Origin of the sequence: Kibdelosporangium banguiense (assembly GCF_017876405.1) — a bacterium.
GTDB lineage: Bacteria > Actinomycetota > Actinomycetes > Mycobacteriales > Pseudonocardiaceae > Kibdelosporangium > Kibdelosporangium banguiense.
Genome location: NZ_JAGINW010000001.1, coordinates 3,741,984 through 3,759,046 on the forward strand (window position 1 = coordinate 3,741,984; position 17,063 = coordinate 3,759,046).

Genomic DNA, 17,063 nt, shown 5'->3' on the forward strand with positions numbered 1-17,063 from the left:
ATCTGGTGCGACACTCGCCCGTTCGTACCAACTTTGCACGTGGGTCTGGAGTGACCCGGTAATCTTCAATCAGTCGGGTCGGGGAGGCACGCAGCTTACGGACATGCTCCAAGATCAGGGAGGTTCGGGAGCATGCTACGGAGCTTTGTCGTGTGGTTGGACGACCATCTCGCGGGTGAGGGGTCAACCGCGATCGTGCGGGGGATCGTAGGCTTGCTGTCCTTCGCGGCGCTGCTGGGTGCGCTGTTGGGCAGCGTGGCCGTCAAAGCCGGTGTTGTTGTCGCTGTTCTTCTCACGTTGCTGAGCCTTGCCTTGTTGCTCTTGGCAGATCGCCGGTCACTGCACGGTCAGCTGAACCTGCACAAACGGCTTGTATCGCGGTATTCCAAACAGGTCGATGAGCTCTCTCCCCGGTACCAGGTGTTGTCCTGGGAACAGGTTGCGCATGTTGCGAATTCCAGTGGTGACACAAAAGAAGTCGTCACTATTCGCGCCAGGGTCTTACGGCCGGATATGTGGGTCGTCCGGCTGGTCTTCAGCTGCGGCTGGAGTCAACCGGCCCGCTATCGCCGGGGCGTCACAGTGAATGTCCGGAATCTGTTGGTCACTGATGTGCTGGGAACCAGTCCGGACGTGACGTTCTCCTGGGTGGCGGACGGGAAGATCGATGCGATGATCCATTTCTCGACGCCCCCGGTTGTGGGCAGTGAGGTTCGGTTCATTGTGCTCCTTGACTGGCCCCGCAAGTGTGCGCCACTGATGAACGGGATCACCGACCAGTTCAGTTTCACCTTCTTCCAGCAACAAGTCGAAAAAGTCAGCTACAAGATCGTTCTGCCGGCAGGGCAAGAGGCGTACTGGGAGCCGGTGGGCTTCGAAAGCGGGGATCCGAACTTCAGCGTCGATGTGGCAGTGGGTGACGACGGCCGCGGTCAGTACTTCTTTCAAGGTCTGAACCTGCCGGTACGGCACACGGCGGGAATCAAGTTGCAGCTCAAGAGTGCGAAGCGCGGAGCGCATCAGTGGCCGGTGGCGAGCGCTCAGCGGTGACACGCCGATCACCACGCCGTTCTGCTGTTCGGGTGCCTACTTTCGGCTGTTATGAGCGGCCCTTCCCGGGACAAGAATGCGGGTGCACGCGTTCTTAGGAGGGGTGAGTTGGGCTTTTCGTCGTTACGGCCGGCTTCGTATCGGAGTCTGGTCGCTCTTGCGATCGCTGTTCTGGCGGTCGTGCTCTTGCCGGTGCTGAGCACCACGGCACCTGCCGCGCCGAACAACCCGTGGACGAAGGCGCCTTCGGGGAATTCGATCGCGGCCAGATCGGCCAGACAGGCCGAGATCCGCACCGACCGGTACGCCGGGTTCACCTTGGACCGTCCGGCCATGCAGTCCGAACTGGGGAAGGCGCCGAAGACAGCGGCTGCTCGGACGCAGGGCCTGGAGATGGTGCTGCCGACGCCCGAAGGCACGTTCCAGCGCTTCGCCATGGTGGACGCGCCGGTGATGGAGCCGGGCCTGGCGGCCGCACACCCCGAGATCAAGACCTATTCCGGCAAGGGGCTCGACGACCCGACTGCGTCTGTCCGCGCTGACATGACTCCCTTGGGGTTCCACGCTTCGATCCGTTCCGAGCGCGGCCAGTGGTTCGTCGACCCGTACTTCAAGGGCGACCAGAGCCTCTACGCCAGCTACTACGGCCACGACCTGCGTAACCCGGTCGGCCCGCTGAAGGAGCGCGATTTCCAGGCAGGCCTGGAGAAGCAGGTGCACGCGGCGCTCGCGGCCAAGGGCCCGTTGGTGAAGCTGCGGACGTACCGCCTCGCGCTGATCACCGATCCGTCGTACGCGAACTACTTCGGCGCGGCGAACGTGACCGCTGCGAAGGTGACGCTGGTCAACCGGGTCGCGCAGATCTACGAGGACGAGACCGCGATCCGGCTGCTGCTGGTGAACGACACCGACAAGACCAACCTGAACACCCCGGCGCTGGCTTCTGAGCCGAATGGCCCGTGTGGTGCCGCGCCGTGCTACAAGCCTGAAGAGCTGGAATTCTGCGATATTCCGTCGTTGTACGCGACCGGTGTCGCACTGGGCCAGCTCATCGGCGCCGACAAGTACGACGTCGGGCACCTCGGCCTGGGCGTGAACGGCGGCGGTATCGCCGGTCTCGGTGTGGTCGGTGGCACGGAGAAGGCCGTGGGCTGCACCGGTTTGCCGACTCCGGTCGGCGACTTCTACGCCGTGGACTATGTGGCGCACGAAGTCGGCCACCAGTTCGCCGGTAACCACACGTTCAACGGCACCGAGTGGAACTGCTCCACCGGCAACCGCGAGCCGACCACTTCGTACGAGCCGGGCAGCGGTTCGTCGATCATGGCGTACGCAGGCATCTGCCAGCAGGACAACCTGCAGCCGCACAGCGATCCTTATTGGTCGCACAAGAGCTACACCGAGATCACCACGTACACCTCGGCTGATCTGCCCGCCATCAACGAGGTCCAGGACGTGTCGCTGCGCGGGTTCGACGGCACGGACTCGTTCACCTTGTCCTACAAGGGAAAGACCTCCGCTCCGATTGTTCGCGGCACCAGCTACACGCCGGAGGCGATCAAGGCCGCGGTCGAGGGCCTGACCGGCGCCACCGTGACCGTCGCGGGCTTCGGCAACACCGCGATCTACCGGGAGATGCCGTTCGACGACACCGGTTTCCAGGTGACCTTCGAGGGCACGCTGGCCGGCCAGAACGTCGGCTCGCTCGGCATCACCGTGACCGGCGGCACCGGGTTCACCGGTGAGTCGATCAAGGGTGGCGCGCAGGACAACAAGGGCTGGAAGGTCGAGGACACCTCGAACCACGCCCCGGTGGTCAAGGTTCCGGCGTCGTACACGATCCCGGCCCGCACGCCGTTCTCGTTGACCGGTAGCGCGACCGACGCCGATGGCGACGTCGTGACCTACATGTGGGAGCAGAACGACCGTGGCAAGGCCGAAGGTACCGGCCTGGTGAACAACGTCAAGAAGGACGGTCCGCTGTTCCGGCAGTTCGGCAAGGCCGCGATCGTCTCGGCCGAGGACACGCTGAAGTACTACTCGCCGGGCGAGAACGCGGTGAACCGCAACCCGACGCGCGTGTTCCCGGACATCGAGCAGATCGCGAGCGGCAACACCAACGCCAAGACCGGTGCGTGCCCGCAGGCGCCGCCACCTCCGGCCTCGGGCGGCGCGACCAACGTGCCGCAGGCATTGATCGACTGCTACTCGGAGTTCCTGCCCACCAGTGACTGGGTCGGTTTCAACGACGACCGGACCATGCACTTCCGTTTGACCGCAAGGGATGCGCGGCAAGGCGGTGGCGGTATCGGCATCGCTGACACGGCTGTGACGATCGCGCCGACGGCCGGTCCGTTCCTGGTTACCTCGCAGGCGTCCTCGGCCGCTGTGGCTGGTGGCTCGAAGCAGGCGATCACGTGGGATGTCGCCGGTACCAACGCAGCGCCGATCAACGCCAAGAACGTGAAGGTCTCGCTGTCGGTGGACGGCGGCCTGACGTTCCCGCACGTGCTGTCCAACAGCACGCCGAACGACGGCAGCGAGTCGCTGACTGTGCCGGACGTGGCCACCACCAAGGCCCGGATCAAGGTCGAGGCGGTCGGGAACGTCTTCTTCGACCTGTCCGACGCCGACTTCACGATCCACGCCTCGCCGCGCGTGACCACGCCGACCAATGTCTCAGTCCAGTACAGCGACGCGTTGGCGCCGGTCACGATCACCGCGAACGACCCCGACAGCGCCGGGACCGGCCTGAACGCGGTCGCGACCGGTCTGCCCGCGGGCCTGACGCTGGCGGCGGGTGCGGCCAACGGCAACACCCGGACGTGGACTGTTTCCGGTACCACCACGGCGAATCCGGGTGACTACGCGGTCAAGGTCGCGGTCACCGACGACACCGGTGTGGTCGGGAACGCCGCGTTCACGATCAAGGTCAAGCCGGAGGACGCTGAGGTCACGTACACCGGGGATGCGTTGGTGTACGGCGATTCCGTGCAGTTCCGGGCGACTGTCCGGGACAACACCGATGGCAGCCCGGGTGACGTGAAGACGGCGAACGTCACGTTCTCCGCCGGTGGCAAGGAACTCTGCACGGCCACTGTCGGCCTGCTCGGCACCGCGCCCACCGACGCCTCCGGAAGCTGTACGGCCAAGCTGCCCACGGGTGTGAATTCGGTGGCGGTCTCGGTCGGCGGCAACTACGCCGCGAACGCCAAGGCTCAGGTCGAGACACAGCGTTCGCAACGCCGGACTGTGCTCGGAGCCGGGGTGTTGACCGCGACTCGTTCGGCCGGTGCGTACAAGGCCGACCACGGAACCAAGGTCGATGTGTCGGTTCTCGTGTCGCACAGCAACTCCCGCACGACCGGACTCGGCTTCGTGAAGTTCCGGTCCGGCGGCAAGGAGTACCTGGCGCACGGCACCTCCTTCGAATCCTTCGGTGCCAAGACATCCGGCGTGCTTGACGTCCGGGCGAAGGTGTCGCTTGTGGACATCACCGGCTACCCGGCCCAGGTGGCTTCCGGCCTGACGCTGCGGGTGACCGCGTCCGGCGGGAAGACTGCCATCACCCTTCTGCAGGGTGACAAGTTGCTGTTCTCGTCCGACTGGACGGGAGCCAGGACCCAGGAGACCTCGCTGCGAACCGGCGGTTTCCTGATCGTCTAGTTGTTGTGCCCCCAATGCCACATTGGGGGCATCAGATGTCCCCAATGTGGCATTGGGGGCACATGCCTGTCCCTTCGTGTGTGGCCGGTCCTGCTGACAGGGCCGGCCACACACGAGGGTTTTTTCGCCTTCACAGGGAGAGAATTCACTTGGCGAGATCCTCGTTACCCTCTCGCGGCAGAAGTATCGCCGCACTCGCGATCGCGGGCATGTCGCTCGCGTTGCTGCCGGTGATCGGTACTACGGCCCCGGCCGCGCCCGAGAACCCATGGGTCAAGGCCCCAAGCAATGGTGTCGCGGCCCGGTCCGTCCAGCAGAGCGACATCCGGACCAACAAGTTCGCCGGGTTCACTCTGGACCGGGCGCTCATGAAGTCCAAACTGGACCGTGCGCCGGGCATCGCGGCCCGAGGCGCTCAGGCACTCGAGGTGCTGCTGCCGACGCCGGAGGGCCAGTTCCAGCGGTTCTCGCTGGTGAACGCCCCGGTGATGGAGGAGAAGCTCGCCGCCGCCCACCCGGAGATCAAGACCTACTCCGGCCGGGGCCTCGACGACCCGACAGCGACCGTGCGCGCGGACCTGACCCCGTTGGGGTTCCACGCTTCGGTCCGGTCCGAGCGCGGTCAGTGGTACGTCGATCCGCGTAACCACAAGGACCAGAGCGTCTATGCCAGCTACTACGGCCACGACCTGCAGAACCCGGCCGGGCCGTTGGTGGAGAACGAGGACCTCGAGGAGCTCGTCCAGGACGCCGTCCCGGCTGACGCTGGCCCGATCGTGAAGCTGCGAACCTACCGGCTCGCGTTCGTGACGGACCCGTCGTACGCGACCTATTTCGGCGCGGCGAACGTGACTGCCGCGAAGGTGACGCTGATCAACCGGGTCGCGCAGATCTACGAGGACGAGACCGCGATCCGGCTCGTGCTGATCAACGACACGGACAAGACGAACCTGAACACCGCTGCCGAAGCGACCGGCGCGAACGGTCCCTGTGGCGCGGCGGCATGCTTCACGACGTCGCAGATCGCCGGCTGCACCAGCGCCTTGCTGAACCGCAACCAGGTTGTGCTCGGCCAGCTCGTCGGCGCGGGTTCCTACGACGTCGGCCACATCGGTCTGGGCGTCAACGGTGGCGGCGTTGCCGGCCTCGGCGTGGTCGGTGGCAGCGGAAAGGCCCGTGGCTGCACAGGTTTGCCGACTCCGGTCGGCGACTTCTACGCCGTGGACTACGTGGCGCACGAGATCGGTCACCAGTTCGCCGGCAACCACACGTTCAACGGCACCCAGGTCAACTGCTCCGGCTCCAACCGGAACCCGGGCACGTCGGTCGAGCCGGGCAGTGGCTCGTCGATCATGGCGTACGCGGGCATCTGCCAGCAGGACAACCTGCAGCCGCACAGCGACCCGTACTGGTCGCAGCGCAGCTACACCGAGATCACCACGTTCACCTCGACGCCCCGTGCGCCGATCAACGAGGTGCAGAACATCGGTCTGCGTGACTTCGACGGCACGGACTCGTTCACGCTTTCCTTCAACGGTCAGGTTTCCGCGCCGATCACGCGCGGCACCAACTACACGGCCGCCGGTATCAAGGCAGCGATCGAGGGCATCCCGGGCTGGCCCGCCGGTGCGACCGTGTCCGTCACCGGTTTCGGCGCGGGTGTCCTCAACGACACCGGCTTCCAGGTTACGTTCCAAAGTGGACCTGTTGCCGCGGTGGACGTCGCGTCGCTCGTCTTCGCCGGAACCGGGACCACTGCCGTCGTCGGCGAGACCGTTGATGGCGGCCCGCAGGAGAACACCGGCATCAAGGTCGAGGACACCACCAACCACGCTCCCGTGGTGACGGTTGCTCCGCAGTACACGATCCCGCTGCGCACGCCGTTCTCGTTGACCGGTAACGCGACCGACGCCGACGGCGACAAGCTCACCTACATGTGGGAACAGAACGACCGTGGTGGCGCGAGCGGCACGGCTCTGGTGAACAACACCAAGACCAACGGCCCGCTGTTCCGTCAGTTCGGCACGGCCGCGATTGTGTCCGCAGAGGACACTCTGAAGTACTACTCGCCGGGCGAGAACGCTGTGAACAGCAACCCCACGCGGGTGTTCCCGGACATACAGCAGATCGCGTCGAACAACACCAACGCCCAAACCGGCACGTGCCCGGCCGCTCCGGCTGCGCCCGCAGTGGTTCCGGCCGCGCTTGTGGACTGCTACTCGGAGTTCCTGCCGACGTCGGCCTGGGTGGGCTTCACCAACGACCGGACGCTGCACTTCCGGCTCACTGCCAGAGACTACCGCGCAGGCGGCGGCGGCATCGGGTTCGGCGACACCGCTTTGGTGCTGGCGCAGAACACCGGCCCGTTCCTGGTGACCTCGCAGGGCGCGGGCACCACGTACCCCGGTGGTTCGGCTCAGCCGATCACGTGGAACGTGGCCGGTACGGATGTCGCGCCGGTCGACGCGAAGAACGTCAAGATCTCGCTGTCGACCGACGGTGGCGTGACCTTCCCGCATGTGCTGGCGGAGAGCACGCCGAACGACGGCAGCGAGTCGCTGACCATCCCGGATGTGGCCACGCAGAAGGCCCGGATCAAGATCGAGGCGGTCGGCAACGTCTTCTTCGACCTGAACGAGGCCGACTTCACCATCCTGGCCTCGCCGCGGATCACCGTGCCGACGGACGCGACCGTGCAGTACAGCGATGCGGCCTCGTTCCCGGTCACCGCGACCGACCCGGACAGCACTCTCGACACGCTGACCGCTTCGGCCTCGGAACTGCCGGCCGGGCTGTCCTTCGGGAAGTCCGCGGACGGCGCGTGGGCGGTGTCCGGCACGACCACGGCCGCTCCCGGTGACTACCCGGTTTCGGTCACCGTGACCGACTCGACGGGCGTCTCGGGCAAGGCCTCGTTCGTGATCAAGGTCAAGCCGGAGGACGCGCAGGCGACGTACACAGGGGATGCCTTGGTGTACGGCGATTCCGCGTTGCTCCGGGCGACCGTGCAGGACATCTCGGACGGCAGTCCTGGCAATGTCCTGAGTGGAACGTTGACGTTCAGTGCGGGCGGGCAGACGCTCTGCACGGCCACACTGGGCGAACTCGGCACCGCTGCGACGGATGCGTCGGGTAGCTGCACGGCGCAGCTTCCTGTCGGCGTGCACGACGTCACCGCGACCGTCGGTGGCAACTACACCGGCACTGCCACTGGCAAAGTCGAGGTGGTCAAGAACCAGGGCAAGGTCGTGATCGGTGACGGCACGCTGTCTCCGGTCAAGTCCGCCGGGGCGTTCGCGGCCGACCAGGGCTCGAAGGCCAGCCTGAGCCTGGCGATCGCCCACGTGAAGAACACTTCCGGTGCGACGCTGGTGTCGTTGCAGTCCGGTGGCAAGCGCTACCAGATCCGTAGCACCAACGTGGAGTCCTTTGGTGCCAAGACGGCCGGTCGTCTGGCCACATTGGACTACCGCGGCAGGGCGGAGCTGGTGGACGTGACCGACCACTGGCGGCCCAAGACCGTTGCCACCGGCCTGACGCTGCGGGTCACCGGCAAGGCCGAGCTGTTCGGCAAGGACGCGGCGTCGATCACGCTGCTCCAGGGCGAGAAGCTGCTGCTCTCCTCGGAGTGGACCGGCGCGCAGACCGCTGATGGTCAGCTGAAGGGCACTCTCCTGGTCATCTAGGGGAGACCGCACGAGACCCCCGTGAGGCCGCTCACGGGGGTCTTTTGTGTGACCGAGTCGGTCCTGTCATCGAACTGGCTGGTGCTACAGTCAGTCTCATCAACGAACTGACTCCGTGAAAGGACTCTCCGATGCGGGTATCAGGTGCAGTCGCGCTGGTCACCGGGGCAAACCGAGGCTTGGGCGCGGAGTTCGCCCAGGCCCTGCTCGACCAGGGCGCGGCAAAGGTCTACGCGGGCGCCAGGGACATCTCGGCCATCACCGACCCCAGGCTGACCCCGATCCAGCTCGATGTCACCGACCCGGCCTCGATCGCCGCGGCCGCCGCCCAGGCCCAGGACGTGACAATCGTGATCAACAACGCCGGCATCTCGCTGGGCGACCCGGTTCTGGGTGACGAAACGGCCCTGCGCAGGCACTTCGAAACGAACTTCTTCGGCCTCGTCGGTGTGACCCGCGCCTTCGCCCCGATCCTCGGCGCGAACGGCGGCGGAACACTGGTCAACGTTCTTTCGGTGCTCTCCTGGATCCACCGCGCCGTCGGCGGTTATGCCGCCAGCAAGGCCGCTGCCTGGGCTGCCACCAACGCCTCCCGCCTCGAGCTGGCCGACCAGGGCACCCACGTCGTCGGCGTCCACGTCGGCTACATGGAGACCGACATGGCCGCCCACGTCGACGGCCCCAAAACCGCACCCGCCCTTGTTGCCGCACAGACCATCGAAGCCATCGAAACCGGCGCCTACGAGGTCGTCGCCGATGACATCAGCCGTCAGGTCAAAGCCGGTCTCGCCGCCCCGCCCGAGGTGCTCTACCAGCTCCCCGTACGGACAGCCTCCTGATATCCGGGTTTGCCGTCCCTAAAGGGGGAGTGAATCTGCATTTTTACGGCTTTGCCCCAGCGGATGGAGTAAGCGCGTGACGCTGAGCAACGGTCGTCTGTATCTGTGCCATTGTGCCTGCCCGTCGGTATCATATTGACCACTGCCGCAGGCGGGAGGCCACGATGGCTGGATACCAGGAGATCCCCGCGCGCAGCGTTCTGTGGCCACTCGTCGAGGCCCTGCAAAAGGTCCCATGTATGGCCGACGCGAATGGCAGACGGCTGGTTCTGAGGATCATCGGTGACGAGCTCGGCAGACCATTCATGGTCGACGAGCATTCGCAGACGACCATGCATTTGTTCAGCATTGTCGATGCCTGCCGGCAATCGCCGGAAGGGTTGCGGGCGCTGGTGAAAGCGCTGGAATATGTCGAGCCTGGCGCGCTGTCGACGAATGGCGTCCGGCAGATCGTCACCCAGATGGTTCCGCTGGATTCCTGGACGCATCAGGAACAGCGGGAATTGTTCGCGCTGCTGGCCGGCATCATCGTGCCGGACATCGTCGAGGTCTACCGGTTCGTGGCCGGGCCGAACGCCCCGAAACTGGGTGACCAGACCACCTTCGAGGAAATGCTCCTCGCGCTGGACACACTCAATGCCGGCGTCGACGGCCTGCCACGGCCGCTGGTCTTCGTCGAACACCTCGCCGCCCGGGTCCGGCTGGATCTGGCGACGAAACTGCGCAACTGGGTCGACCTGCAGGCCACGAGGATCAACCTGTTCGCTGAGCTGCAGGAGGTCCGCAGGCAGCTGGGCCGCGCGGCAATCCCCACGTCACTGCAGCCGAGGCTGCCGGCGTACATCGTCTTCCTGCTGCAGTACGAAGGTCTCGGCTCGCGGTACCGGCTGTCCTACTGGCGCCAACTCGACGTCACCGGCGGGTGGTATCCCGAACGCGGCGACGATTTCATCGGCACCCTGGACGAGATCAAACACCATGTCGCCGCGCTCATCGAATGTGTGGAGTCCGAATGGGCGAACTACGTGCCGGACATCCGGGTCGAGTTCGTCCTGCCGTTGACATTGTTGAATCTCGCGGTCGACCAATGGCAATGGGAGGTCGAAAGCCCGCTGCCGCAGCCGATGGGCTGCCGGTTCTCGGTCGTGGTCCGTAGTCTCGAACGAATGCAATGGCGTAAATGGCACCGGCACTGGTATGCCCGGTGGGCCGAGCTGGAATCCCAGGTCTATTCCAGCAATTCGGTCATCGCGGAATGCGGCTACTGGAGCCGGGCTGCGGACCTGCCCGGTCTGCGTGAGCTCACTTCCTATTTCGAGCGGCATGGCAACGTCGTGGCGTTGATGCTCTGCGCACCACCATTGCCGCCGGCTTTCGACGAGCTCATGGTCGGCCTGCGAGCCGGTATTCCGGTTGTCGTGTGGCACCGCAAGGGCGCCGCTGACGAGGAGTTCGTCGCAACTGTCAATGCATTTCTACATGCTGCGGGCACCGGGCACCTGCTCGACCGGGTCCGCGTGGTCCGGTCGAACGCCTTCGTGGAATCTGATCAGTGCCATGTCGGCGCGCACATGACTGTCCTCTGGGATGACCCGAAACGAGTGGTGGTGCCGGACCGGCCGGCCCCGCCGGAGGAGGTCGCGTGACAGCGCAGCACGATTGGCAGGTTTACAGCGGCACCGGGGTGGCGCGCGCACCGATTCCGGCAATTCCCGATGCTCCGCCGTGGCGCCGGTACACCGGCACGGGATCGACAGAGCTGCCCGTGGACGACGGCGGCGAAACCGATCGGCAGCTCGGCCGTGCCCAGCCGAGAGTGCCCTTCGCTGAGGAAGTGGACGTGGTCAACGCCGGGATCCTGCTCCGCCGCCCGCTCGTGGTCACCGGTCCGGTCGGCAGCGGGAAGGCGAGCCTGGCGTATGTCATCGCTCGGGAGCTGGCGCTCGGCCCGGTGCTGCGGTGGAACATGACCGCGCGATCCACGTTGGCCGACGGCTTATGCCGGCCCGGTCGGCTCGGCCCGCTCGGCACAGCTCTGCTGCCGTACGAACGGCCGCGTGTCCTGCTGATCACCGGGCTCGACCGGGCACCGTTGGACCTGCCGGAAGAGATCGTCGCGACGCTCTATGCCGGTGAATACATTGTGGACGGTGCGCGGGCGTTCACCCATGACAACGTGCCCATTCCGGTCGCCGAAGGGCTGGTGCGATGCCGGGAGTTCCCGGTGGTGATCGTCACCGGTACCGGCGAACGCGCCTTCTCGCCGAGTTTCCTGCGTCAGTGCCTGCGATTGCGGCTGTCCGCCGCGACCCCGGAACAACTCACCGCACTCGTGGCCGCCCAGGCCGGGGATGTCGAAGGGCTTGATGTCGACAAGCTCGTGGCCGAGTTCCTGGCCCGCGACAACCTGGGCGCCGACCAGTTGCTCAACGCCGTCCACCTGGCGCGGGTGGTGCCGCCGAATGTGGCCACGTCGATCTGGCACGACGTGCGGGAGGCGGAATGAATCTTGCCGGTATCTCCGAAGCGCTCAGGCCGGTCGCCGGGCAGCACCTCGATGTGCTGGTGGTGGTCGACTCGGGTTCGTCAATGGAGATCTGGCACCCGGTGGTGGCCGAACTCTGCGGCATCCTGGCCCGGCAGGACGGTTTCCGCACTGTCCGAACGCGACGCATCAACTGTACGACCGCGACCGTGGAATCCGGCAGCGGACCGGCAGGCAGGCAGGTGGTGCTCGTCGTGACCGACACGATCGCACCCGGCTGGCGTTCCGGAGCGATGAGAAGACAACTGGCGAAGTGGGCCGGAGCGATGCCGGTCGCGGTCGTGAACGTTCTCCCACAACGATTGTGGCCTTGGGGAGGCCTGTCACCGCAACGCATGCGGCTGACAGCGAAGAATCAACGGGAGGCGGTGCCGGTTCTCGGCCTGGCACCGGCCTGGTGGTCCGGCTGGGCAAACCTGCTCGTCTACGGACGGCCCTTACTGATGACCGCCGAATCGGTCCGCCCAGACATGGAGATCCTCTCGGAACCGGCCGAGATGCCGGTCGGCCTGTCACCCCGCAAACGTGTGCTGACGTTCCGCACTTTCGCATCGGTGGAGGCATTCCAGCTGGCCGGACTCCTGGCCGCGGTGCCGCTGAACATCCCGGTCATGCGCCGCGTCCAACGCGAAATGCTCCCCAAGGCGGACGCGTCGATCCTGTCGGAGATCCTGCTCGGCGGAATGCTACGCCGAGTCGCGGCAGGCCAGGTCACGTTCGACTTCGTCGACGGCGTCCGGCAGGAACTGCTGGCCGGCGAGCGACGCGCGGACACAGTCCGAGTCGTGCGGGTGCTCGGCCACGAACCGTCCTGTCCCGAGGCACGCAACTTCCGCGACGCCATCGACGATCCCGACACAGTGCCGCTGCTGGAACCAGTCACCGCGAACCTGCCGTACCTCCAGGTCCAGCAGGTCACTTTCCGGGCCTTGAGCGGGCGGTACGCCCTTCGTGCGGCGCGACTACGTGAAGCCATCCAGATCGCCAGTTCCGGAGGAGAACGCGTGACCGGATCTCCTGCCCCCGCACAATCCGCCCGTGCCCCCGCCAGCAGACCCCAAATCTGGGGCGCAGTCCCGTTGCGCAACCCGGACTTCGTCGGCCGCGACGGCCTCCTCGAACAACTCCGCAGGCGCCTCATCGAACCTGGTGCCACAGCGGTGCTCCCCGAAGCCCTCCACGGAATGGGCGGCGTCGGCAAATCCCAGACCGTCGTCGAATACATCTACCGCCACGCCGCCGAATACGACGTCGTCTGGTGGGTCCCAGCCGAACACGCGTCCCTGATAACCAGCAGCTTCGTCGAACTGGCCCGCCGCTTCGACCTCCCCTCAGGCTCAGCCGAAGTGGCGATCCCGGCCGTCCTGGACGCTCTGCGCCGCGGCGAACCCCCCTTCAGCCGCTGGCTCCTGGTCTTCGACAACGCCGACCGTCCCGACATGGTCAGCCCCTTCTTCCCCGCCTCCGGCCATATCGTCGTCACCTCCCGCAACTCCGAATGGGCAAGCGTCGCACGCACCGTGGAGGTCGACGTCTTCGCCCGCAACGAAAGCATCCAACTGCTACGCCGCCGTGGCGGCGACATCACGGAGACCGACGCCGACCGCCTCGCCGAAGCCCTGGGCGACCTCCCCCTGGCAATCGAACAAGCCGCCGCCTGGCGTGCCCTCACCGGAATGCCGGTCGACGAGATCCTCCAACTACTCGAAGAACACCTCCCAGAACTGCTCGGCGCCGACCCAGCCGACGAATTCGGCCCAGCCGGCTACCGCCCCTCAGTAGTCGCCCTCTGGAACGTATCGCTCAACCGCCTACGCAACGAACACCCGGCCGCCCTGCAACTGCTGCAGGTATGCGCCTTCTTCGGCCCAGAACCGATCTCCCGCAACCTCTTCACAGGCATCCGCGACGCCCCCATGCCCGAAGCCCTGGCCGAAGCCTTCAACGACCCCATCAAACTCAACCGCGCGATCCGCGAACTAAGCCAATACAGCCTCGCCAAAATCGACCACCGCAACAAAACCATCCAAATCCACCGCCTAGTCCAAACCGTCGTCAAAAGCAAACTCACCACATCCGAACAAGCCGACATGTCCCACGCCGTCCACGTCCTGCTAGCCAACGGCGACCCCCAGGACCCAGCGCCGCCCTCGTCGTGGCCGCGCTACGCCGAGCTCTTGTCGCACGCCACCAACTCTGGCGCCGCCACCTGCAGCCGTCCTGACAACTGGATCCGCCGCCTGCTGCTCAACCTGGTCCTCTATCTGATGAACCGTGGTGATTTCGGCAGCGCTGAGGAACTCGCACGCACCACCTGGTCGCTGTGGCGGGAGACTCTCGGTGAGACACACGCGGACACACTGAGGATGGCAAACCGTCGCGGCCAGTCGCTGCGCCGCCTCAGCCGTCTGGTCGAGGCGCAGACACTGAACCAACGGATCTACGATCTTGCCAAGCAAGCGTTCGGTGAGGATGACGAGCTGACACTGACTGTGGCGAACACAGTCCGGGCTGACATGCGGTCGCAAGGCCTGTTCGGCAAAGAGCTTGGGATGCAGCAGGACATCTTCGAGCGCTCGCGGCGCGTGCTGGGCGAGGACGATCCGGACACATTGAGGTATGCCAACAATCTTGCGGCCTGCCTACGACTGAACGGCAAATTCGCCGAGGCACGACGTGTTGACGAGGAAACTCTGCTCCGCAAGCAAACCGTGCTGGGGGATGACCATCCGGACACGTTCCTCTCGCTCAACGCGCTTGCGATGGACCAGAGAGAATGCGGCGAGTGGTCCGCCGCCTGCACGCTGCAGGAGGAGACGCTCATCCGGCAGCGTGCCGCGATCGGCGAGGATCACCCGAGAACCATCGGCGCCATGCGAAATCTGGCGGTCGCCCGTCGAATGGCCGGATTCCACGAGGAAGCCCGAGACCTCTCCGAACAATGCGTGCAGCGTTATCGGCGCAGGCATGGCGACCGTCACCTCGACACGATCACCGCCGAGATGAGTCTGTCCGCAGATCTACGCAGGCTCGACGAGCTGGCTGAGTCTGAGAAGATCGCCCGGCACAGCCATGAATTGTTCGTGCAGACCCATGGCTCGACTCATCCCTATACGCTGATCTCCGCGATCAACCTGGCGACAACACTCCGCTTGATGGGAGAGGTGCACGACGCCTACGAGCTGGACCAGGCAACCCTGACCCAGCTCCGGCAGAGTTTCGGCGACGACCATCCGTTCACCCTGGTCAGTGCCACCAACACAGCCAGCGACCTGGCCGCCCTCGGTGAGGTCTCGGCAGCCCGTGACATGGACGCCGACACACTCGAAAGATCCAGCCGGATGCTGGGAGCCGAGCATCCGTCCACTTTGGCCATCCAGCTGAACCTCTCATTCGACCTGGCCAGTCTCGGATACGAGGACCAGGCCGCGATCATGCGAACGAAAACACTGGCCGGATTCCGCCGGGTACTCGGCGACGGTCATCCAGCCATTTCACTGGCCGTCCAATCAATCCGCGCCAACTGCGACACCGACACGATGCAGCTCTGAGTTCATCCAGGCCGCGAGTTCCACCGGGTCCGGCGCCTGCCACCCCCGCGCCCTGATCTGCTGGTACACAGCGAAAGTGGCGTCAGGCACGAACGACTTCGTCGTCAACGCGAGACCGGCCCACGCATGGATGTCCCCGGGCTCCTGACGGATCCTGGCCACATAGCCGGCCCTGGCACCATCATGGTCACCACGCACGTAAGCAGCATCGGGGCCGTCGGTGTCTGCATGATCCTGTTCGAGCGCCTTGGCCTTCAACATCTCCAGCCGGACCGACGTCGACATGGTCTGCTCGCCCGGCCGGACCCGGACGACCTTGGGAAGTTCTGGAGCGGTCGAATGACTGAGCCACGCACTCGCCATGTGCTCGACCGCGGCCTGGTCCCGCTCGTTGTGCCGCAGCTCCCAGATCGCGCGATGGTCGTCAGTGATCTGCGTGACGATCTCCATCAGCTCAGGGTCCACAGTGGATTCATGACACCTGGCCATCCGCGCCGAGACCGCGTCGGCCAAGCGCCGGCCGTGCTCAGTCAGATCCGGTGCCCCAGCGATGTTCGCCGTCGCTTCACTCACCTGATGCCTGCGATAGGCGAACGTGAACTCGGCGGTACGGTCGGCGAACCGCTCGACCTCCCAGAACTCCACCACACTGGCGAACGCGTAGATGCCATGCAGAGTACCGATCAGCGGCCTGGAGTCCGACCGCCAAGGTGCGTAGTACATCCGGCCGGAATCGCCGTCCTGCAGGGGAAGCAGATCGAGCACGGCGTTGATCTTCGAGTGCTGCATCTCGTGGATGAGCACCTCGGCGAGCGCGGTCGCATTGTCCTTTGGAGACAGGGCAACTCCGCCGAAGGCTGCTCGCGATGACGCACCCGCGATCCTCCGGCCAGAGGAAATGGGGACTATGGCACTCAGGCCCGCGGACAGTTCCCTGGCGTAGGGCTTGTGTCGTTCGGTGAGCAGATCCCAGGCCTCGTCGAGCAGGCGTCTCCATCCAGCCAGCTCGGCAGGGCCGAGAGGCTGCGGCTGCAGCGGTTCACCGAACTCCCGATAAGGATCCGAGTCGTCGATCACGACATCGAGCTCGATGCCTTGGGACTGTGTACGATGTAGTGTCCCGGGAATTCCGGTCCGGACCGCCTCGGTCAAGCGATCGAAGTACTCCAGCCCTTTGCCCGAGCGCAGAGCACTGACCAGCCACACGCCAACTGGTGGGTGCATCAGGACGTCACGAACTACGTCGGGCCGGTCTTCGTCCGCGTCGGCAAGGATCTGCCAGGCGTGTTCCCAGTCGGTCTCAGACGCAATGACCTGAACGAGTGCGGCCAAGCGCAGTTTGCGCAGGCTGTACTGAGTCGACTTGAGCTTGGCCATGGTCGCTTCGGGGACCGGTCCGGCGAAGATCTCGTCCAGGATGGCGGTAGACAGCGAATGTATGCGCATCCGAGGCTATTGATCCTGCATCTGGATAGCGGTGGCGTAATCCCTGGCCGCGGCGTCGATGGTCTGCCGGACAGCTGCTATGAACTCCGGATTCCGGAGGTTGCGAAGGTCACGCAGAGTCACCGACTCTAGGTCGATCAGGGCTGAGCTGGTCATGCGAGCACACCTTAATGGCCGAATGTTCAACTAGTGGCATAACACGCGGGGGCCTATAGCATGGACTGCTACAGCTGGAGGGCCTGGCAGATGTCACAGGGGTCGAACAGGCCAGGACTTCGGC

Annotated in this window: 9 protein-coding genes; 7 read left to right on the forward strand and 2 right to left on the reverse strand. The window is 65.3% G+C overall.

The genetic code is table 11. From position 1 onward, the window contains the following. The first annotated feature begins 132 nt into the window (after positions 1-132). The 7 genes from JOF56_RS17775 (at position 133) to fxsT (ending at position 15,337) form a co-directional block, all read left to right on the forward strand. Positions 133-1,050, forward strand: a complete 918-nt coding sequence (locus JOF56_RS17775; protein ID WP_209639183.1) for a hypothetical protein — start codon at positions 133-135, stop codon at positions 1,048-1,050. Between the two features lie 180 nt (positions 1,051-1,230). After that, a complete protein-coding gene (locus JOF56_RS17780) occupies positions 1,231-4,716 on the forward strand; it encodes a reprolysin-like metallopeptidase (RefSeq protein ID WP_209639185.1) in 3,486 nt (1,161 codons plus the stop codon). 209 nt (positions 4,717-4,925) lie between these two features. Beyond that, a complete protein-coding gene (locus tag JOF56_RS17785) occupies positions 4,926-8,402 on the forward strand; it encodes a reprolysin-like metallopeptidase (RefSeq protein WP_209639187.1) in 3,477 nt (1,158 codons plus the stop codon). 131 nt (positions 8,403-8,533) lie between these two features. After that, positions 8,534-9,241 (forward strand): SDR family oxidoreductase, encoded by a 708-nt coding sequence (locus tag JOF56_RS17790; protein ID WP_209639189.1) that lies wholly within the window; start codon positions 8,534-8,536, stop codon positions 9,239-9,241. Positions 9,242-9,405: 164 nt separating this feature from the next. Beyond that, the gene (locus tag JOF56_RS17795; RefSeq protein ID WP_209639191.1) at positions 9,406-10,887 is read left to right on the forward strand and encodes a VMAP-C domain-containing protein; all 1,482 of its coding nucleotides are present in this window, start codon (positions 9,406-9,408) and stop codon (positions 10,885-10,887) included. Next, positions 10,884-11,747 (forward strand): MoxR family ATPase, encoded by an 864-nt coding sequence (locus JOF56_RS17800; RefSeq protein ID WP_209639193.1) that lies wholly within the window; start codon positions 10,884-10,886, stop codon positions 11,745-11,747. The genes JOF56_RS17795 and JOF56_RS17800 overlap by 4 nt, the downstream gene beginning before the upstream one ends. Next, entirely contained in the window at positions 11,744-15,337 is a 3,594-nt protein-coding gene (gene fxsT, locus JOF56_RS17805; protein WP_209639203.1) for an FxSxx-COOH system tetratricopeptide repeat protein, read from the forward strand. The genes JOF56_RS17800 and fxsT overlap by 4 nt, the downstream gene beginning before the upstream one ends. On the opposite strand, the gene JOF56_RS17810 is transcribed toward fxsT, so the two are convergent. Next, positions 15,296-16,783: an aKG-HExxH-type peptide beta-hydroxylase gene (locus tag JOF56_RS17810; RefSeq protein ID WP_209639205.1), complete on the reverse strand. Its 1,488-nt coding sequence runs from the start codon at positions 16,781-16,783 to the stop codon at positions 15,296-15,298. The two genes, fxsT and JOF56_RS17810, sit on opposite strands and share 42 nt — an antisense overlap. A 6-nt stretch (positions 16,784-16,789) precedes the next feature. Then, on the reverse strand, positions 16,790-16,939 hold the full coding sequence (locus JOF56_RS17815) for a hypothetical protein (RefSeq protein WP_209639207.1): 150 nt from the start codon (positions 16,937-16,939) through the stop codon (positions 16,790-16,792). Positions 16,940-17,063 lie beyond the last annotated feature (124 nt).